Genomic DNA, 20,061 nt, shown 5'->3' on the forward strand with positions numbered 1-20,061 from the left:
GGTGTTTAGTTCCTAGTTAATTCAGGCTTGGCAGGGTCAAACCATCATCAGCAACACGGCGACGAAAATGCTGCCGGCGGAGAAGGTCATGGTCCGAGACGACCAGGTGTTGAACCAACGTTGAAAGCTGGCCAAATCGCGGGTCAGTTTGGTGTCCTGGCGGGTCCAGGACTGTTGATCAAGGCGGAAGAACACGTAGATCTTCACCAGCGCGCCCATGATCTGGTTGTAATAGAGAATCACCGGGTAAGCCGGGCCGATCTTGTGGCCGGAGCACGACAGCAGCAGGGTCAGAATCAGGCGGGTGATGCCGATCCACAGCAGGTAGGCGAGGATGAACGCGCCGCCGTATTTGAAGGTGGCGATGATCGCCACGGTCAGCCCCAGCAGAGAGGTCCACATCGACACGCGTTGATCAAACAGCACGATGCTGGTGAACAGGCCCAGGCGACGCATACCCAGGCCCAGGGCACGTGAGTTCTGGCGCAGGTTGTTGCCGTACCAGCGGAACATCAGTTTGCGGCTGGCCTTGATAAAGCTCTTTTCCGGCGGGTGTTCCACGGTGTGGATCGCGGCGTCCGGTACGTAGAAAGTGTCGTAGCCCAGGCGCATCAGGCTGAACCAGCTGGACTTGTCGTCACCGGTCAAAAACTTGAAGCGGCCCAGGCGCCAGTGTTGCAGCGAGTCGCTTTCCACATCGGCAATGAAGCCCGGGTCGGTGACCACGTTGGCGCGGAATACCGACATGCGGCCGGTCATGGTCAGCACGCGTTTGGACAGGGCCATGGAGCACATGTTGATGTGGCGCTGGGCGAAGCGCAGCTTGTGCCACTCGCTCATGATGTAGCCGCCGCGCACTTCGCAGAACTCGTTGGTGGTCAGGCCGCCGACATTGCCGAACAGCTGGAACCACGGCACGGTCTTGCGCACTACGCCCTCGGCGAGCACGGTGTCGCCATCGATCACGGCCACTACGGCGCGGTTGTCCGGTAGGTGGCGGGAGATGGCGCGAAAACCGAAGGCCAGGCCGTCACGCTTGCCGGTACCGGCGATGCGCACGAAGTCCAGCTTGACGTGGTCGGGCGGGTTCATCCTGGCCCACAGGCTCTTGACCAGCAGCTCATCGGACATTTCCACCAGGGAGCAGACCACGGTGGTAGGGAAGCCACATTCGATGGCCTCGCGGATCACCGAGCTGTAGACCTGGGCCGTGGTCAGCGCGTCGATCCGAAAGCTGGTAACCATCAGGAATACGTGGGACGGGTCTGCCGCCTTGCCCAGCTTGCGCACTTTGCGCCGCAGGTGCGGGTAGACCACGTACAGGAACAGCATGCCGCGAAAGAAATGCGTAGCACCCATCGAGTAGCGCCAGATACCGACGGCGCCAATCAGGAAAATAAAATTCTTCGACTCTGAGTCGAACGTACTCGCCGGCAACAGCAGGGCGAGTCCCATCAGCAGGCTCAGGAAAAACAGCCAGCCGGCAGATTGGAGGAGTACGTGTTTTAACTTGGACATAGGCGTCATTCCGCAGGTGAAGGAGGTTTCAAGCAGCAAGCGCCGGGGATCAGGACGCTTGCCGCTTGAAACTTGCCGTTGCTGTTACCAGCAAATGCCTTCGGTACGGCCGCTCACGCTGGTGGCCTTGGACATGAAGCCCACCAGGTCGACCACTTGCTTGCCGTGGGGTGCGTTGTGCGCCAGGGCACGGAACTTCTCGTCGCGGTTGCCCAGGATGATCACGTCGGAGTTGTTGATCACTTCGTCGAAGTCCGAGTTGAGCAGGGACGACACGTGAGGGATCTTGCCTTCGATGTAGTCCTTGTTGGCGCCGTGTACGCGAGCGTATTCGACGTTGCTGTCGTAGATGCTCAGGTCGAAACCCTTGCCGATCAGCATCTCTGCCAGTTCCACCAGCGGGCTTTCGCGCAGGTCATCGGTGCCGGCCTTGAAGCTCAGGCCCAGCAGGGCGACTTTGCGTTTGTCATGGCTGGAGACGATGTCGAAGGCGTTTTGCACCTGTGACTCGTTGCTGCGCATCAGTGAGTTGAGCAGCGGCGCATCCACGTCCAGGGAACCTGCGCGGTATGTCAGGGCGCGCACGTCCTTGGGCAGGCAGGAACCGCCGAAGGCAAAGCCTGGGCGCATGTAGTACTGGGACAGGTTGAGGGTCTTGTCCTGGCAGACCACTTCCATCACTTCGCGACCGTCGACACCTACCGCCTTGGCGATGTTGCCGATCTCGTTGGCGAAGGTCACTTTGGTCGCATGCCAGACGTTGCAGGTGTACTTGATCATCTCGGCGACGGCGATGTCCTTGCGGATGATCGGCGCGTCGAGTTCTTCGTACAGCGACTGCAGGACATCGCCGGAAGCGGTGTCGAATTCACCGATGACGGTCATCGGCGGCAGGTCGTAGTCGGCGATGGCGGTGCTTTCACGCAGGAACTCAGGGTTTACGGCGACGCCGAAGTCGACGCCGGCTTTCTTGCCCGAGCAGTCTTCGAGAATCGGAATCACCACATTGGCCACGGTACCTGGCAGCACGGTGCTGCGGACCACGATGGTGTGACGGGAGGTCTTGTCACGCAGGACAAAACCGATCTCGCGGCACACCGATTCGATGTAGTTGAGTTCCAGGTCGCCGTTCTTCTTGCTCGGCGTGCCGACGCAAATCATCGACAGGTCGGTATCACGTATTGCCTCGGCGAAATTGGTGGTGCCGCGCAGTCGGCCGGTTTGAACGCCCTGGCTTAACAGCTCGCCCAGACCCGGTTCAACGATGGGGGATTTACCCGCGTTGATCAGGTCAATCTTTTCCTTGGAGATGTCTACGCCAACGACCTCATGGCCCCGTGCAGACAGGCAACCGGCACATACCGCGCCGACGTAACCCAAACCAAATATGCTGATGCGCATCGCATTTACCTCATTGTTAATCGTGCCACTAGATGGCCGGAGTTCATGTTTTGAAGCGTCACCCAGGCACTGGGAAGTGCGACGAATAAACGTCGGTATATCCAGTGCAGGCATACTAAAAGTCGAGTGACTAACTAATGCACTCAAGTTGTGCGCAACTTGGCCTTATTGTTGGGGCTTGCCCTGAAATGCAGCCAGCCTTCCTGGGGAAGGGCCTGGCGCCAGTGCCGCAAGGCGTTGACAGGGGCTTTGAGCCCTTATATATCAACGGCTTGGGTTGTCTCACTGACCCATACAGGTGAGCTCAGCCTTGGCCTTGTCGGAGAAAGTAGTGAAACCTTTGCGTCCGCCTTCAACTAATCAGTTGATGATTTGACCATTGAGTCAAAGTTATATGACAACTTTGCTACTTCCCTTGGTCGCCACGTAAGTCATCTCTTACATCTTCAGAGATAATCGTTACCGGTGGTATGAGCGGTGCTTTAGGACATAGTTCCTGTCCACTCATCCTGTTTCCGGAAATTTCTTGAAATATTAGGAAAGATGGCACTAGTACTATTCTGATAGCACTTGCTATTTAGGCCAGTAGTTGCGGGGAGTTGCGAGGGGTAAATAGTTTTGTGCCACTACTGTTTTAAAAAAGTGGTGCCACTACGAAAAAAATTGACGAATGTCGAGTGAAATAAATGTTAGGGAATCTGAAGAATTATTTTTGACGCCAAATAAATGGCGAATCCGGAATTGGAATGCAAACAAAATGTGGGAGCGGGCTTGCTCGCGAAAGCGGCGTGTCAGGCAATAAAGGCATCGACTGAACCACCGCTTTCGCGAGCAAGCCCGCTCCCACATTTGGATCTTCGTTGTCAGGTTATTCCGGGGCGTGATCCCGCAGGAACACCAGGTTATCCGGCTTTGACTGCTCCGCATTGAAGCGATAACCCTGCACGTCAAACTCCTTGAGCCTGGCCGGGTCGTTGATGCGTTCTTCAATCACAAAGCGGCTCATCATGCCCCGGGCCTTCTTGGCGTAGAAGCTGATGATCTTGTACTGGCCGTTTTTCAGGTCCTTGAACTCGGTGTTGATGATTCGCGCATTCAATGCCGGGCGTTTGACTGCCGAGAAGTACTCGTTGGACGCGAGGTTGAGCAGCACGTCATCGCCTTGTTCGGCCAGGGCTTCGTTGAGCCACTCGCTGATGCGGGTGCCCCAGAAAGCGTACAGGTCCTTGCCACGGGCGTTGGGCAGTTTGGTGCCCATTTCGAGGCGGTACGGCATCATCAGGTCCAGTGGCCGCAGCAGGCCGTACAGGCCGGAGAGCATGCGCAGGTGGTCCTGGGCGTAGGTGAAGTCGGCGTCCTTGAGTGTTTCGGCGTTGAGGCCGGTGTAGACGTCGCCCTTGAATGCCAGCAGGGCTTGTTTGGCGTTGGTGGGGGTGAAGGCGGGGGTCCAGCTGCCGAAGCGTGCGGCGTTGAGGCCGCCGATTTTGTCGGAGACGTGCATCAGTTCGCTGATTTGCGCCGGGCTGAGTTCGCGCAGTTGTTCGATCAGCTCCTGGGAGTGGTCGAGGTATTGCGGCTGGGTGAAGCGCGGGGTGACCGGCTTTGACTCGAAATCGAGGGTTTTGGCGGGGGAAATCACCGTCAGCATGAAGTCGTCTCCTTTAATCGTGGGGGGATTCTAGGGGGTAGGGCGGTTTGACTCCACCTATGATGGTGATAGATAGCTGTGCGGTCGTTGGGGGGGCATATCCGTTTCTGCGGTTACGGCGGCTTATGGTTTCGCTCTTACAGCGAGTCACTTTGCAAAAGCGTTCAAAAGTGAGCCGCTGTAAGAGCGGAACCAATACAAGCCATCACTCAAATAACGCATATACACACCAACCCAATAGCGCCCCCACACGATCGGCTATAGTGCCCGACGACTCTGGAAAGGGAGACCCTTCGTGCGAATTGCGCTTTTACTGTCAGCCTGGCTCATCTGCCTGGGCGCCCAAGCCGCCCCTGTGGATGTCGCGACCCTGGACCGCGGCACCTGGCCCGAACGCCTCAGCAGCCCCGCCCTGTTCGACGTCGCCTCACGCGCAGAAATCCTGATGTTCGCCCACACCCTGCTCGCCAGCGAATCCCTCGACGAGCCCGCCCTCAAGCAGCGCCTGGGCCTGAAGATCATCAACCAGGCCTCGATCGACGACCTGCGCCGTCAACTCTGGCAACGGCTATTGGAAAACTACACCTTCGCCCAACAGAGCTGCGAACAGGACGCCTCCTTCTGCTACCTGGTGGAAAACATGGACGACCTGCGCGAACAAGCCGCCAAATTCGAAGTCAGCGACAACTCCTTCTATATAGGCTGGGCCGGCCCCAGCCGCGCATTCCACGAGCGCTACCTGGATGAACAGTTGCGCAAGGCCGCCCTGTTCCCCCAGATCAGCAGCGAAATCGCGCGCTTCGGTGATCACGAACGCAACGGCGACGAACTCAACGACCGGATGTTCCTGCTGACCTTCGACAGCGGACCGTCCCCGGTCAGCGGCAATACCGACTGGCTCGCCGACTACCTGCGCAAACAGAAAATGCACGGCCTCTTCTTCGTGCTCGGCAACAGCCTGCAAACCCGCGTCGAGAAAAGCTCGGCCACCGATGTGCAGGCGCTGTACCAGGGCCAGTGCGTCGGCATCCAGGGCTGGCAGTACCGCTCCCATAGCCACTGGGTCGACTGGCAGTCGTCCATCACCCGCAGCGCCTCCCTGGCGCAAAACCTGATGCCGGAAAACTACCTGCCGCTGTTCCGCCCGCCGTACGGTCAGCGCCGGTCCGACAGCCAGGGATTTTTCCAGTCACAAGGGCTGCAAGTGGCCTTGTGGGACATCGACTCGGAAGACGAACCCGGCAAGCTCAAGGCTGATGAGTCGGCGAACCGCGTGCTCACACTGATGCTGTTGTGGCGGCGCGGGGTGATCGTCTTCCACGACACCCAGGACAAGGCGCGCATCGCTTTACCCTGGCTTTTACACGCCACGGCAGAAAGTGGACTCGGCTGGCAGGATTGCCGCGAAGCGTTTCGCTAAAAAAGCACGAAAAGCCCGGCCCTGTTGGGGCTGAGGTTTTTCAGGGGGGAATTTGGGAGGTATTTCGATACAGGCGGACTTCCGACTTTAACGGTGCAATGCCGGCGCGCCTAGTGCTATTCGTCATCCTGAAAAATAAACTTCAAAAAAGCGTCAAAGTGCTTTTTCCTGTCATGTGTTTTGCGGTATTACGAAGACAGACAGCCGAAACCTGCAACACAGGTGGCGTCTTCCAAGACACCTCTTGTGTGCACCGCACTTGACGCCCCTCAAGTGCGTTCGACGGTCGAATCGAGGCGCAGCACTGTCGCGGTATTGCGTCGACTGGCTCCCACAAAGGTGACCGAGTATGGATGATCATGGACGTAACCCTTCTTCCGACCAGCCAATCCTTTATGTGCTTGATACCAATGTACTGATTCACGATCCAAACGCACTGCTCAACTTCGAAGAACACCACGTCGCCATCCCGATGATCGTGCTTGAGGAGCTCGACAAACTCAAAAGCGGGCACCACAGCGTTGCCGCCGAATGCCGCCAGGCCATCCGCCTGATCGACAAGACCCTCGGCGAAGCCTCCCCCGACGACGTCGAGGTGGGCGTACCGATCCAGCGTGGCAAAGGCGGGCCCAAGGGCTTGCTGTCGATTCTGATGAACAAGCGCAGCGAGCCCAACAGCCTGCTGCCGGAAAATCTGAACGACAACAAAATCATCAACCAATTGATCGACCTGCACGCACGCGACAAGGATCTGCGCCTGGTGCTGGTGACCAAAGACATCAATATGCGCCTCAAGGCACGAGCGTGTGGGATCGCTGCCGAGGACTACAGTACCGACCAACTGGTTGACGACGTGTCGATGCTGTCTCGTGGTTATCACACCATGACCGGCTCGTTCTGGGATCGCGTCAGCAAGGTCGAAACCCGTCAGGACCATGGCCGCACCTGGCACCAGGTACAGCTGATCGACAACCTGCCGGCTGTGCACATCAACGAATTCATCATCGACGAACAGGGTTTTGTGGGCTGGATCAAAGAGATCCAGGTCGACAAGCTGCTGATCCTCGACCTGCATCAGGAACCCCTGTTGCACCAGGAAGCCTGGGGCCTGAAACCGCGTGATATCTACCAGAGCCTGGCGCTGTATGCCTTGCTTGATCCGGACATCCACCTGGTCAACCTGACCGGCGCCGCAGGTTCGGGGAAAACCATCCTCGCCCTGGCCGCCGCCATCGAACAGACCATGGTTACCAAACGCTATCGCCGCATCATCGCCACCCGCAGCGTGCAGGGCCTGGACCAGGAAATCGGTTTCCTGCCCGGCACCGAAGCGGAAAAAATGGAGCCGTGGCTGGGGGCGATCACCGACAACCTCGAAGCCTTGCACATGGATGACGAAAACACCCATGGCAGCGTCGATTACATCCTCAGCAAAGTGCCGTTGCAGTTCAAATCCCTCAACTACATTCGAGGTCGCAGCTTCCAGCAGAGCCTGATTTTGATCGATGAATGCCAGAACCTCACGCCGCACCAGATGAAAACCATCATCACCCGAGCCGGCGCCGGTTCCAAAGTGGTGTGCCTGGGCAACCTGGCACAGATCGACACCCCTTACCTGTCCGCGACCAGCTCCGGGCTGACTTACCTGACGGAACGCTTCAAGGACTTCCCGAACGGCGTGCACATCGCCTTGCAAGGTGTCCCTCGTTCGATTCTGGCCGAATACGCCGAATCTCACCTGTAACCACGGTCAATGTGGGAGCTGGCTTGCCTGCGATAGCATCACCTCGGTGTAACTGACATACCGAGGTGCCTGCATCGCGGGCAAGCCCGACTCCCACAAAAGCCAGCTCCCACATTTGATCGGCGTTGGGTTTACAATCGGAGCTCCTGATCAGGAGTATCCCTGTGCTGACTCATCTCGATTCCCAAGGTCGCGCCCACATGGTCGACGTCACTGAAAAAGCCGTGACGTTCCGTGAAGCCGTGGCCGAAGCGCGGGTGCGCATGTTGCCCGAGACCCTGAAAATGATTGTCGACGGCGCCCACCCCAAGGGCGACGTGTTTGCCGTGGCCCGTATCGCCGGGATCCAGGCCGCAAAAAAAACCAGTGATCTGATTCCCCTGTGCCACCCGTTGATGCTCACCGGGGTCAAGGTCGAGCTCAGTGCCGATGGCCTGGACGCGGTGCGCATCGTCGCCCGCTGCAAACTCTCCGGGCAGACCGGCGTGGAGATGGAAGCGTTGACCGCGGCCAGTGTTGCCGCCCTGACGATCTACGACATGTGCAAGGCCGTGGACCGTGGCATGACCATCGAAACCATTCGGCTGCTGGAGAAACTCGGCGGCAAGAGCGGGCATTTCAAGGCGGACCAGGCATGAGCATCAACGTACTGTTTTTTGCGCGCTACAGCGAAGCGATTGGCCTGGACTCCCTGGAGATGGAAGGTGACTTCGCGACGGTCGACGCTGTACGCCAGGCATTGGCCGGTGACCCGGAATTCGCAGTGCTCAATGAGGCCAGCCTGATGTGCGCTCGTAACCAGGAACTGTGCGACCTTGAAGAGCCGCTGCAAGCTGGCGACGAAGTGGCATTCTTCCCGCCCGTGACCGGAGGCTGACCATGGCGATTCGGGTGCAGGCCGAGGCGTTTGATCCCGGCGCCGAGGTCAATGCGATGCATGCGGCCAATGTGGGCGTAGGCGCGGTGGTGAGTTTTGTCGGCTATGTGCGCGACTTCAATGATGGCCTGGATGTGGCAGGGATGTTCCTCGAACACTACCCGGGCATGACTGAAAAGGCCCTCGGCAAAATCGCCGTGGAGGCCGAGCAACGCTGGCCGCTGCTCAAGCTGGAAGTGTTGCATCGCATTGGCGCCCTGGAGCCGGGTGAGCCGATCGTGTTTGTTGCGGCGGCCAGCGCCCATCGTCAGGCCGCGTTCGATGCCTGCGCCTTTGTGATGGACTACCTGAAGACGCGCGCTCCGTTCTGGAAGAAGGAAAACACCAGCGAAGGGCCACGCTGGGTGGAAGGGCGCGACAGCGATCACGCAGCCGCTGACCGCTGGAAATAACGTGTGGCGAGGGAGCTTGCTGTGGCGAGGGAGCTCCCTCCCCACAGCAAGCTCCCCCGCCACACAGGTCAGGTCGAGGCGTGCAGCCGGTGTGGAGAAAGCATCGCTTCGGTCAACCCGAACGCCGCCAATGCATCCGGCAAAGGCTTGCCGCGCACCAGCGCCGCACTGGCCTGGCCCATCGCCGGAGACGTCTGGATCCCGTAGCCGCCCTGAGCCGCAATCCAGAATAATCCCTCCACCTGTGGATCGAACCCGCAGACCAGATCACCATCGCTGACGAAACTGCGCAGCCCGGCCCAGGTCCGCGCAGGTCGGCGGATACTCAGGGTGGTGGCTTCTTCGATGTGATAGATCCCCGTGGCGATGTCCAGCTCTTCCGGTTGCACATCGTGGGGCTCCACCGGGTCGGCATTGGCCGGTGAGCCGAGGAACATGCCCGCGTCGGGTTTCATATAGAACGAACCATCGAGGGCCGCCAGCTCCGGCCATGCGTGGATGTTCAGCTCGGCGGGTGGAGAGAAGACGAACGCGCTGCGACGTTTGGGTTGCAGGCCGATTTTCTGTGCACCGGCCAACTCGCCGATATGGTCGGCCCAGGCGCCGGCGGCGTTGATGATCACCGGGGCGCTGAAGTGTTGTTGGGCCGTGCGCACTTGCCACAGTCCCTGACCGTCGCGGGTCAGTTTCTGCACCTCACTGTCGGTGTGGATTTCTCCGCCATTGCGTCGAATGCCGCGCAGGTAACCTTGATAGAGCGCATCGGTATCGATGTCACACACGGTCGGGTCGTAGATCCCGCCATGGACTTTTTCCCGGCGCAGGATCGGCATCATGGCCATCGACTCCTCGACGTCGAGCAGTCGCGTTTCTGGCACAAGGGCTTTGGCACTCAGGTACTGGCGCTGCAACTCACCGGGGTCGCCAATCAAGTCCACCAGCAATTCGCCCCGTGGGGTGAGCAAGGGGTGCTCGGCAAAGCCTGCGGGCGGCTGATCGAAGAAGGCGCGGCTGCCCAGCGTCAGTGCGCGGACCTGGGGCGTGCCATAGGCGGCGATGTACAGGGCGGCGGAACGGCCGGTGGAGTGGTAACCCGGCATCGACTCGCGTTCCAGCACGATGACGCGGGCATGGTGTGACAGCCAGTAGCCGGCGGATGCGCCGGCGATGCCACCGCCGATGATGAGGTAGTCGGCCTGGTTCATGTGTTCCTCCTGGATTTGAAAATGCTGAAACCAAATGTGCAGGCTTGCTTGCTCCCCCACAAGCCCGCTTTCACATTTATATTCAGCCTGGCGATAAAGCAGGAAATCGCTATTTCCTTTTGACCTGAAAATTCCGGAAAAACTGTTATTTCTAACAGTAGGCGGTCCCTTCTATAAAGCGCTTACTTGCATCAGGCCGGTACAAGATGTGGCGTTGATGATAACTGTTCTCTATGTTGGATAAGGAGAAGGAAATGAAAGCGGAAGATCCCAATGTTCGTTTAAAAACGTTTGATATTGAATTCCCTCGCGATGGTGGCAATGTAGTTAATAATGAGGTGTATCTGGGTGGCAAACAGCAATGTCAAGTCAATATAATTGTCCAAAAGGAGAGGAGAAACGCTGAAGGTATATGGGAGCTGGCAGCCTTTGAGGCGACGGAGCTTGAAAGTGCCACGGTGGTTGAGTATTCCACAAACCCAGAAGCGACAATTCCGGCCGGATGGTATTGTGATACAAAAAGGAACGAATTTAACATGGGGCGGTGGTCGGGGGTGCTTGAGGAACCCAGCATGGCTACAGCCCCTTCTAACCCTATTATTCAGCCGATGCCCGGTATTGGTCCGCTCGAAAATGAGAAGCGATACCTGAGGTGTGATCTGAGATCAACTGGTAATCAGCAGTTTATGGCAAAAATTACGGTGGGACGTAAAACATATACAACCAATATGGAGAGAGATAATGTTAATTATCAATCATCTGTCACTGTTAAGTGTCAAGAGCCCTATACATTGTCTGCTGAGCGGCTCGATCATTGGGCTGATACCGACGCCTTTTCAGTGCAGGGTGTGGATGTGGATATTTATTATTGGACGCCACCCCTTGGGTTGAGATTTGTCGAGAATATACCTCCGACTGATCCCGTAAAATTAAAAGATCCATCTGTTCAGGGGGATCACTTTGATATTTACTACACTCGGGACATTGGGCACGGTATTAGACAGATCGGCGGTGTCATACGGGGTAATACTGTTGGAAACATCACAATGAATAGCCTGCTGAAAAAATCTTCAGGGGGAAATGAACTAATTCCTGCGAACAAGCGCAATACCATCATGCGTGCTGCGCGAGTCAAGGCCTGGTTGAATAACCCCAACACCGATCAACAAGGGGCCAGTATTTGGACAATGGTCGATAGTTATGGCTGCTCGCATCACTATTACCTGACCGAGACCGACAATTACAATGTGATGGTGCTGCGCGCCACTTCAAAACCCTGACGTTCCAGGCATTTCATCCCCTCTCCAAGTGCGAAGCGGTGGACCTATGGACATCTATTCGAACGCGTTTAATTTCAGCGCCCACCTCGGCGGTTCGGTTGACCTGCGTACCGGGCAGTATGGGTGTCTGGTTCGTTTGGCAGTCTTGAGCCCAAAAGGGCCGTTAGAGATCAGCCGAGAGATTGCCTTGGCGTTCTCGATGATGGATACCCGCAACAGTGGCTACGGTAAAGGCTGGAGCTTGTCGAATACCGAATTTGACCCGAACAGCTTCAAGCTTACGCTACTCAACGGTGAACAATATCTAACCCAAGGGCTGCCCTCCGTAGGGGACAATGCTGTTATTACCGACCATAAGTTGAAGGACCTCACCATAAAACGGGTTGCGCAAAATACGCTGCACGTAATTTACAAGGATGGCACTGTCGAAATCCTGCGTCCCCTCAGCATTCCCGGTCCCTATAAGATCAGTGCCATCCAGTTCGAAAATGGCGAGCGGCTGACCTTCCGGTATGGCGGTAATAACTTATTGCAGAGCATTGTTGACGATAAAGAAACCGACCTGTTGATGTTGAAGTATTCCGCCGGATCGCTGGTAACCGCCGATACACTAATTGATGGTAATCGTTATGCCCGTACGCGATTTGAATATACTCATATCGACAATCAACTGACCAAGGTCACGGTTCCTTATGACTTGGCAGGGCCAGTCGCAAGTGAGGCCTATTCGTTTCAGTACCTCAGGTTGCCTGATGCAATGGTAGCTATTTCGCAGGTTATGACACCCATGGGGGGGCAGGAGATAATTCGGTATAACTCAAATGGGCATCAATACGATGCCCGTTTGTATATTCCGGTCGTCACCTACTGGGAGCAAAACCCCGGACGCGGGCAGCCCTCTGTCGTCCGCTCTTATAAATACAGTCCCAACCGTAACTTCACGGGATATCCTCTTAATGGCGGATTTCGCCAGGGCCAGGATAATTTGTATCGGGTGGATAGCGAGTACGCTTATTGGGCGGAAGAAACTTACGTTGATAATAATGGCAAGCCCCTGCGGTCGACCCGCGCCACTTATAATCGTTTTCACCTGATGACTGAGGAATTAATGCTAGCCAATGGCAGCCAGGTCAAAACCGAGACTGTCTACAATGAAGTTCTGGGCATCCAGTTTCCAAATCAGCCCGCCAATCTCCAACTTCCGAGCCGCATCACCAAGACCTTTGAGCTGTATCCCCAGAGTGGCAAACTCCCAAGGGCGGAAGTGGTCAGTATTACCACCGATGACTTCGGCAACGAACTAAGCCGCACCGAGGCCTCCGGCGTACGCACCGAATACACTTATTACCCGGTGACCGGCGAGCCCCGAAGATGCCCTGCCGACCCCCATGGACTCTTTCAACGTTACCTGAAGCTGGAAAAGCTTTTCCCGGCCAGATCGACCACTGCGGCTCGGACCACTGAACATTCCCACACCGACGTCTCGATAACGGGGGGCGGCTACTTCGTCATGCCGCTTGCCATCAACCTTGAAGGGGGCACCCATACGTCTTATACCTATCATTCTGTGGCCGCCAACCCCGCCCTGCATGGTCGCTTGAAAAGCTCCACGACGACGATCGACAAGCTCTCTCTGGTCTCCGATTTCACCTGCACCTTCAATGGCGACTCGATCACCGAAGTCCGGAGCTTGAAGGGGCGTGAGCCTGGTCAATGGCTCGAGTCCGCGCGCACGTGGTCACTGACCAATCAGCGTCTGCTCGACATGACACGTGATGCCGTCGGCAGCCTGGCGATGACGTACGATGTCAGTGGGCGGCTGACATCGGAAACCGCCGCGCCAGGCACGCTCCAGATGGCCCGACGTCGTTATGCCTATCACTTTTCGGCCGGAGCCAAGATGGCCCATTTGGTCACCACGGATGCACAAGGCACCGTGCTCTTCACGTATTTCGATGGCATGGGACGCCAGCTCTCTTCTGCGCAATCGCTTGATGGCATCGCGGACAATGACAGGCTTCTGGGTTCCTGGGCGTACGACGCACTCGGGCGGCTCGTGAAGCAAACCCGTCTGGATTATCTGGGTGATGGGCCACGTACATTGAAAACCAGCCACGCCTATAACATCTGGGGCAACCCGTGGACGGTAACTCAACCCGATGGTCGGGTATTGATCGATGAATATGACCCGCTCCTCAACCGCCGGGTGACGGGGGTGCAAGGTGACGCGCAACTGGAAACCTGGTTCAACGAACACAATCAACCGGCACGGGTTGAGCGGGTGAGCGTTGGCGGTGCGCGCATTGTGGTGGAAACCCGTACTTATGACGGGCTGGGCCGCTGCACGGAGCGCATCGATGCCAGGAAGACCAAGACTGAATACGCCTATGACATTTTTGATCGTGTGGTGCGCAGCCTGGAAACCCCCTCCGACGGAACGCCGCCCCGTGAGCGGTTGACGACGTATGCGCTTGGCACCAGTGAGCCAATGGTGCGCACCCTCACCGTAGACAGCAAGCTGCTTGGCACGCGTGAATACGACAGCCTGGGCCGCGTCATTTCCCAAGCGCGTGGCAACGCAACAGCCACGACCTGGGAGTACAAGCCCAACCAGGTTGCGCCAGTGGCGGTGACTTCGCCGCGCGGTGACCGCCAGGAGTACCGGTATGACCTCGAGCTGGAAACATTGACGGGCGTCCAGATGGCAGGGCATGCGCCGATAGACCTTGAGTACGACCCCATCAGTGGCGCGATGCGACAATCCCTTACAGCCGGGCTCAGGCATGAGATGAGTTACGACGAGAACGGCTATCTCGCCAAGGAAGTTCAGACGCTGGGCAGTCAGGCATTGACTAGCCTGACCAGCTACTCACCGGGTGGGCGGCTGTTGCGGCATACCTCGGCGGATGGGCAGCGCAGTGACCTGAAATATGACCTGTTCGGACGCCTCCAACAGACAACCACCGGTTTTATCGGCACGATCCAGGCTTACGACAGCCTGGGGCGCCCATCGGCGCGAACCCTCAGTTACCAATTCATGCGTCTTACCGACTCGGTGGTCTATGACGCATGGGGGCGTGAGTCAGAACGTAAGCTGGATCAGTTCGGTGCGCTACTGCAGAACATCGTCAGCACCTATTACGACGATGGCCTGCTGGCCACTCGCACGTTGAAAGATGCGAATGACGCCGTGGTCACGGGCGAGACGTTCACTTACGATGGTTATTCGCGGCTCAAATCCTATGTGTGCGACGGCACGCAATTCCCCATGGATCGATTGGGTCGGGCGATCAAGCAGCAGCATTTCAGTTACGACGGTCTCGATAATATGACCGAAGTGCAGACGACATTTACCGATGGCGATAGCGACCGTAGCGAGCGTTTTTTCCAGGGTCAAGATCCTGCTTGCCTGACGCGCGTAACCCACACTAACCCGGTGCAAAACCTGACCCTGAGCTATGACGCCTCCGGTAATTTGCAGCAGGGCACCTCCAGCCGCAGCTTTGCGTACAACGGTTTTGACCAGCTCACTGGTGTGCAGGTCGACGCCCTCAGGTACAGCTATCAATACGACGGCGAAGCACGCCAGGTGCTTGCTGCGCGAGGCAACGAAGCCCCCGTGATGCTGGCCTATGCCGGAGATCGGCTCGACACGCTGGTGGAGGGCAGTAAACGGGTGCATTACGTGCGCGACGGCGACCAGGTGCTGGCCTACCGTGATCACGGTAATCGCGAGCAACTACTGGTCAATGACGGCGCTGGCAGTGTCCGCGGTGCGGTGGCGCCGGGCATGGAGCAGGTGCGCCGGCAGTACGCGCCCTACGGTGACGCCAGGATCGCCTTGGCAGATGGCACGCCTCCTTCGATGGTCCATCTGCAACTGCCCGCATACAACGGCGAACGGCTGGACGTACCGGTCAACCTCTATCACCTGGGTAATGGGCGCCGTGCCTATGATCCCGAACTCATGGTGTTTCTCTCTCCTGATCCCCTCAGTCCTTTTGACGAGGGCGGGATCAACAGCTACGCCTATTGTGGCGGTGACCCGGTGAATTGGTCGGACCCCAGCGGCCTCTTCAGTTTTCCAACATGGGCCCGGTGGGCACTGACCGGTGTTGCACTAGGCATGTCGGTGGTCACCGCTGGGCTTGCAACCGCGGGCTTGCTCGCTGCCATCGGCGCTCAAGCCGCTGCACTGACCATTGCTGGCAAGAGCGCGCTGTTGGTAGCCTCAGGCGCGGCCTCGGTAGGTGGGACGTTGGGGATTGCCGCACTGAGCGTTGAGGCGGTCGACAATCAGATGGGCTGGGATCGCTCCCGTCAAATCAACGTCCTGAACTGGGCATCGCTGACCTTTGCAGCGGTGGGTGTCGCGGCCAGTTTAGGGGGCGCAGGCATAGCGGCGACGGGCGCTTCCCGGGCGGTTGAAGTCGCCGCAAGCCCGGCGGTCCGAAGCTTCAGTCTATTGAGTTCCCAAGCAAGGGCCGGATTGCAGGCCGCTGGCAAGTTGCTGACCGGTGCTTCTTACAAGTTCTTCAATGACATTACGCTGCCAAGCCAAGCCTGGGGGGTGACGCGTTTTGGCTTGCGCGTGGTCAATCTGTACCGCTCGGTCGACGGTCGGATCAGAAAGCGCCAGCCGGCAGCGCCTATCGGGGGCGATGCCGAGAACTTGCAGCAGCCACTGGGGCAGCCGCAACCCCAGCCTCAGGCCCATCGCCTTGTCGATATGTCGGGCAGCAGCTTCACTTTCCATGAGGCCTTTTCGCAGGAGGCCTCGCGTGTTCGCCAACCCATCCTGGCCGAATGGAATTCGGCCTGAGGTCTTCCAGCTTAAGGGCGTTTGCGCTCCACCGGACGCAACAAATGCGTCGGTGGCGTTTCGCAGCTGATCTTGCGGCCCAGCAAGGTTTCGATCGACGGCAACTGATACGAGTCGTCTTCACCGGCAAAGCTGATGGACACGCCCGCCGCGCCCGCGCGGCCGGTACGGCCAATCCGGTGCACGTAGTCGTCCGGCACTTCCGGCAGGGTGAAGTTGATCACGTGGCTGATGCCATCGATGTGAATCCCGCGTCCGGCCACGTCGGTGGCCACCAGCACGCGAATCTTGCCTTCGCGGAAACCTTCCAGGGTCTTGATGCGCTTGTGCTGCGGCACGTCGCCGGACAGTTGCGCGGCATTCACGCCATCACGCACCAGGCGTTCTTCGATGCGGCGCACTTCGTCCTTGCGGTTGGCAAACACCATGACCCGCTCCCAACCGTTGTCGTTGACCAGGTTGTAGAGCAGCTTGTATTTGTCGGCACCGGCCACGGCATAGATATGCTGTTCGACGTTCTCGCTGGCGACGTTGAGTGCCTCGATCTCGACGATGGACGGGTCGGTGGTCCACTGCTTGGCGAGGTTCATCACGTCTTCGGTGAAGGTCGCGGAGAACAGCAGGGTCTGGCGCTCGTTTTTCGGCGGGGTCTGGCGAATGATCTGACGCACTTGCGGGATGAAGCCCATGTCGAGCATGCGGTCGGCTTCGTCCAGCACCATCACTTCGACCATGTCCAGGTGCACGTCGCCGCGCTGGTTGAAGTCCAGCAAGCGCCCCGGCGTGGCCACCAGGATGTCGCAGTGGCGCGCTTCCAGGTGCTTGAGCTGCTTGTCGAAGTCCATCCCGCCAACAAACGTCATCACGTTGAGGCCGGTGTACTTGGTCAGGTCGGCGGCGTCCTTGGCGATCTGTACCACCAGCTCCCGGGTCGGGGCGATGATCAGTGCGCGGGGTTCACCCATGTAGCGCTCTTTTGGCGGTGGGGTCTGCAACAACTGCGTAATGATCGAGATCAGGAACGCAGCGGTCTTGCCGGTACCGGTCTGGGCGCGACCGATGGCGTCTTTGCCGGCGAGGGTGAAGCCCAGCACTTGCGCCTGGATCGGCGTGCAGTATGGGAAACCCAGGTCCTGGATGGCGTGCATCAGTTCCGGGGCGAGCTTGAAATCATGAAAGCGGGTTTTGCCTTCCTGGGGTTCGACGGCGAAGTCTTCCAGTTTCCAGGGAATAACCACAGGTTTGGGCGCGCGTTCACGGCGCGGCTTTTCCTGGCGTGGCTCCTGGCGTGGTTGGTCGGCGGCTGGCTCTTCAGCGACGTTAACCGTGGCGGGTGTGGTCACCGGCTCTTTTTTTGGCGAGGCTACAGGTGCGGTCCGGCCAGGCTGCTGGCCGTCATTGCGGCTGCCTTGAACGTGGGCGGGGGCACTGGAACCTGGCGCGAGCTGCTCAGCCTCGCTTTTACCGAACATCTTCTTGAGTGCTTTGAGCACGGTCATCTCATCAATTGGTTAAGGAATGTACGCCGGCCAGTGTAATGCAAGAATCGGGCGCGGCGTAGTGCGTTGGTCATGCGGCTACACAATGGGTGGTTTTCAGCCCAGGCGGGCGGCCAACCAGTCACCGATATCGTGTATCTCCTGGGGTAACACTTCGTGGCCCATTGGGTATTCCTGCCATGCAACGGTGACACCGCGCGACTTCAAATGCTCATAGGCGCTGCGACCCATGGCGTTCTGCACCACGTCGTCGTATTGGCCGTGCAGGCACAGCGCCGGAATCCGTTGCTGGCTCGCCGACAATTCGAGTTCGTCACCGAAAGTGGGAGCGTAGGTGGAAAGGGCGATCACGCCACCCAAGGCGCCCTGCCATTTCAGGAACGCGGTGTGGAACACCACGGCGCCACCCTGGGAAAAACCGGCGAGGAAAATCCGCGAGGCGTCTATCCCGCTGCTTTTTTGTTCCTTGATCAGGTCGGTAACCATTTTTGCCGAGGCTTCCAGCTCTTCAACACTGATGGAACGCGCCGGGCTCATGGCCTTGATGTCGTACCAGCTCGGCATCTCGTAGCCGCCATTGATGGTCACCGGGCGTGTCGGCGCCTGGGGCAGGACAAAGCGCGTCGACAGGAGTTTTTCCTGCAGGGCTTCGGCCACGGGCAGGAAGTCGTAGCGATCGGCACCCAGGCCATGCAACCAGATTACGCAGGCGTCTGCGGGCTTGGCGGGCTGAAGAATCAAGGGTTCGGTCATGTCTGCTCCATATATGTGCGTGCGCTCCGATTGAGTGCGTCGGAACGGTGCGCGACGGGTTGATCTGTTAAGAGAATGTCGCAAGGTTGAATCTTTTGCTCTTGACCATGGGCTGAAACGACTCAGCCATCAGTCTGGTACGGGGCTTGCTATGTGAAACCCGATGTCAAGGCTCACCCCAGGCGGTAACACTATCAGTGACTGGCGCCTGTGGGATAGCAACTGGACTTAAAGCAAAAACCTCATGCTGTTTGACCCCAAAAAAAGCCAACACGGGTCGATGTCGCCTCATAAGGGTGCGGTGGGGTTCGAGCTCCGACACAACAAGAGCAAAACTGGAGGTTTGAATGAAGGTATTGAAATCCACCCTGGCCATCGTGACCGCGGCTACCGTACTGGGTGTCAGTGGTTTCGCCCAGGCTGGCGCCACTCTGGATGCCGTGCAGAAGAAAGGCTTTGTGCAGTGTGGCGTGAGCGACGGTCTGCCGGGCTTCTCGGTGCCGGACGCCAGCGGCAAGATCCTCGGGATCGACGCTGACGTGTGCCGTGCTGTTGCCGCTGCCGTATTCGGCGACGCAACCAAGGTCAAATTCAGCCAGTTGAATGCCAAGGAGCGTTTCACCGCGCTTCAGTCTGGCGAAGTCGACATCCTGTCGCGCAACACCACCATGACCAGCTCCCGTGATGCCGGCATGGGCCTGAAATTCCCGGGTTTCATCACCTACTACGACGGTGTTGGTTTCCTGGTGAACAACAAGCTGGGCGTGAAAAGTGCCAAGGAACTGGACGGTGCAACCATCTGCATCCAGGCCGGTACCACCACTGAGCTGAACGTTTCCGACTACTTCCGCGCCAACAACCTGAAGTACACCCCGATCACGTTCGACACCTCCGATGAAAGCGCCAAGTCGCTGGAATCCGGTCGTTGCGACGTACTGACCTCCGACAAGTCCCAGCTCTACGCACAGCGCAGCAAGCTGGCTTCGCCGAAAGACTACGTGGTACTGCCGGAAACCATTTCCAAAGAACCACTGGGCCCTGTCGTGCGTAACGGCGACGACGAGTGGCTGGCCATCGTGCGCTGGGTTGGCTACGCCATGCTCAACGCTGAAGAAGCCGGTATCACCTCCAAAAACGTCGAAGCTGAAGCCAAGTCCACCAAGAACCCGGACGTTGCCCGTCTGCTGGGTGCTGACGGCGAATACGGCAAAGACCTGAAAGTGAAGAAAGACTGGGTCGTACAGATCGTCAAGCAGGTCGGTAACTACGGCGAAGTGTTCGAGAAAAACCTCGGCAAGAGCACGCCTCTGGAAATCGATCGTGGCCTGAACGCTCTGTGGACCAACGGTGGCATTCAATACGCACCACCTGTGCGCTGATCGCTGATGGTTCTATCACCCGGTGGGCCAACCGCCGGGTGATGTTCTGTTCCATTATTTCTG

The 20,061-nt window shown here is 58.1% G+C and carries 14 protein-coding genes; 8 read left to right on the top strand and 6 right to left on the bottom strand.

Annotation, left to right across the window (positions count from 1 at the left end; genetic code table 11):
• Positions 1 to 36 precede the first annotated feature (36 nt).
• The 3 genes from alg8 to yaaA all read right to left on the bottom strand — a co-directional run bounded on the left by alg8 (position 37) and on the right by yaaA (position 4,567).
• Positions 37 to 1,518 (bottom strand): mannuronan synthase, encoded by a 1,482-nt coding sequence (gene alg8 / locus HX824_RS09200; RefSeq protein WP_003216294.1) that lies wholly within the window; start codon positions 1,516 to 1,518, stop codon positions 37 to 39.
• Between the two features lie 84 nt (positions 1,519 to 1,602).
• Positions 1,603 to 2,919: a nucleotide sugar dehydrogenase gene (locus HX824_RS09205; RefSeq protein WP_003216295.1), complete on the bottom strand. Its 1,317-nt coding sequence runs from the start codon at positions 2,917 to 2,919 to the stop codon at positions 1,603 to 1,605.
• Between the two features lie 868 nt (positions 2,920 to 3,787).
• Positions 3,788 to 4,567 (bottom strand): peroxide stress protein YaaA, encoded by a 780-nt coding sequence (yaaA, locus tag HX824_RS09210; RefSeq protein WP_177054452.1) that lies wholly within the window; start codon positions 4,565 to 4,567, stop codon positions 3,788 to 3,790.
• A 295-nt stretch (positions 4,568 to 4,862) separates the two neighbouring features.
• On the opposite strand from yaaA, the gene HX824_RS09215 reads away from it, so the two are divergent.
• The 5 genes from HX824_RS09215 to moaE all read left to right on the top strand — a co-directional run bounded on the left by HX824_RS09215 (position 4,863) and on the right by moaE (position 9,060).
• Positions 4,863 to 5,987 (top strand): polysaccharide deacetylase family protein, encoded by a 1,125-nt coding sequence (locus HX824_RS09215; protein ID WP_134327296.1) that lies wholly within the window; start codon positions 4,863 to 4,865, stop codon positions 5,985 to 5,987.
• Between the two features lie 349 nt (positions 5,988 to 6,336).
• Positions 6,337 to 7,731, top strand: coding sequence for a PhoH family protein (locus tag HX824_RS09220; protein WP_008435664.1), 1,395 nt, complete (start codon positions 6,337 to 6,339; stop codon positions 7,729 to 7,731).
• A gap of 164 nt (positions 7,732 to 7,895) precedes the next feature.
• Positions 7,896 to 8,369, top strand: a complete 474-nt coding sequence (gene moaC, locus HX824_RS09225) for a cyclic pyranopterin monophosphate synthase MoaC (RefSeq protein ID WP_008435663.1) — start codon at positions 7,896 to 7,898, stop codon at positions 8,367 to 8,369.
• Entirely contained in the window at positions 8,366 to 8,608 is a 243-nt protein-coding gene (gene moaD / locus HX824_RS09230) for a molybdopterin converting factor subunit 1 (RefSeq protein ID WP_003216306.1), read from the top strand. Before moaC ends, moaD begins: the two co-directional genes overlap by 4 nt.
• 2 nt (positions 8,609 to 8,610) lie before the next feature.
• Positions 8,611 to 9,060 (top strand): molybdopterin synthase catalytic subunit MoaE, encoded by a 450-nt coding sequence (moaE, locus tag HX824_RS09235; protein ID WP_087692831.1) that lies wholly within the window; start codon positions 8,611 to 8,613, stop codon positions 9,058 to 9,060.
• 68 nt (positions 9,061 to 9,128) lie between these two features.
• Here the strand turns inward: moaE and HX824_RS09240 are convergent, their stop codons facing one another.
• Positions 9,129 to 10,265 carry an FAD-binding oxidoreductase gene (locus HX824_RS09240; RefSeq protein ID WP_102369871.1) on the bottom strand — a complete coding sequence of 379 codons (1,137 nt, stop codon included), beginning with the start codon at positions 10,263 to 10,265 and terminating at the stop codon, positions 9,129 to 9,131.
• Positions 10,266 to 10,519: 254 nt separating this feature from the next.
• Between HX824_RS09240 and HX824_RS09245 the strand changes: the two genes are divergently transcribed.
• Positions 10,520 to 11,545: a hypothetical protein gene (locus HX824_RS09245; protein ID WP_032899432.1), complete on the top strand. Its 1,026-nt coding sequence runs from the start codon at positions 10,520 to 10,522 to the stop codon at positions 11,543 to 11,545.
• 46 nt (positions 11,546 to 11,591) lie between these two features.
• Positions 11,592 to 16,367, top strand: a complete 4,776-nt coding sequence (locus HX824_RS09250; RefSeq protein WP_177054453.1) for an RHS repeat domain-containing protein — start codon at positions 11,592 to 11,594, stop codon at positions 16,365 to 16,367.
• A gap of 11 nt (positions 16,368 to 16,378) precedes the next feature.
• Here the strand turns inward: HX824_RS09250 and rhlB are convergent, their stop codons facing one another.
• Both rhlB and HX824_RS09260 read right to left on the bottom strand, forming a co-directional pair.
• Positions 16,379 to 17,866 carry an ATP-dependent RNA helicase RhlB gene (gene rhlB / locus HX824_RS09255; RefSeq protein WP_032899430.1) on the bottom strand — a complete coding sequence of 496 codons (1,488 nt, stop codon included), beginning with the start codon at positions 17,864 to 17,866 and terminating at the stop codon, positions 16,379 to 16,381.
• Between the two features lie 96 nt (positions 17,867 to 17,962).
• Positions 17,963 to 18,619 (bottom strand): alpha/beta hydrolase, encoded by a 657-nt coding sequence (locus HX824_RS09260; RefSeq protein WP_003216319.1) that lies wholly within the window; start codon positions 18,617 to 18,619, stop codon positions 17,963 to 17,965.
• Positions 18,620 to 18,966: 347 nt separating this feature from the next.
• Here HX824_RS09260 and HX824_RS09265 point away from each other — a divergent pair, with 347 nt between their 5' ends.
• Entirely contained in the window at positions 18,967 to 19,998 is a 1,032-nt protein-coding gene (locus tag HX824_RS09265; RefSeq protein WP_003216321.1) for an amino acid ABC transporter substrate-binding protein, read from the top strand.
• Positions 19,999 to 20,061: the final 63 nt, after the last annotated feature.

This window comes from Pseudomonas sp. D4002 (assembly GCF_013385665.1).
Classification (GTDB): Bacteria; Pseudomonadota; Gammaproteobacteria; order Pseudomonadales; family Pseudomonadaceae; genus Aquipseudomonas.

Coding starts and splice junctions, on each gene's coding strand:
- alg8 (WP_003216294.1), bottom strand. CDS start 1,518: ATGTCCAAGTTAAAACACGTACTCCTCCAATCTGCCGGCTGGCTGTTT.
- HX824_RS09205 (WP_003216295.1), bottom strand. CDS start 2,919: ATGCGCATCAGCATATTTGGTTTGGGTTACGTCGGCGCGGTATGTGCC.
- yaaA (WP_177054452.1), bottom strand. CDS start 4,567: ATGCTGACGGTGATTTCCCCCGCCAAAACCCTCGATTTCGAGTCAAAG.
- HX824_RS09220 (WP_008435664.1), top strand. CDS start 6,337: ATGGATGATCATGGACGTAACCCTTCTTCCGACCAGCCAATCCTTTAT.
- moaD (WP_003216306.1), top strand. CDS start 8,366: ATGAGCATCAACGTACTGTTTTTTGCGCGCTACAGCGAAGCGATTGGC.
- moaE (WP_087692831.1), top strand. CDS start 8,611: ATGGCGATTCGGGTGCAGGCCGAGGCGTTTGATCCCGGCGCCGAGGTC.
- HX824_RS09240 (WP_102369871.1), bottom strand. CDS start 10,265: ATGAACCAGGCCGACTACCTCATCATCGGCGGTGGCATCGCCGGCGCA.
- HX824_RS09245 (WP_032899432.1), top strand. CDS start 10,520: ATGAAAGCGGAAGATCCCAATGTTCGTTTAAAAACGTTTGATATTGAA.
- HX824_RS09250 (WP_177054453.1), top strand. CDS start 11,592: ATGGACATCTATTCGAACGCGTTTAATTTCAGCGCCCACCTCGGCGGT.
- rhlB (WP_032899430.1), bottom strand. CDS start 17,866: ATGACCGTGCTCAAAGCACTCAAGAAGATGTTCGGTAAAAGCGAGGCT.
- HX824_RS09260 (WP_003216319.1), bottom strand. CDS start 18,619: ATGACCGAACCCTTGATTCTTCAGCCCGCCAAGCCCGCAGACGCCTGC.
- HX824_RS09265 (WP_003216321.1), top strand. CDS start 18,967: ATGAAGGTATTGAAATCCACCCTGGCCATCGTGACCGCGGCTACCGTA.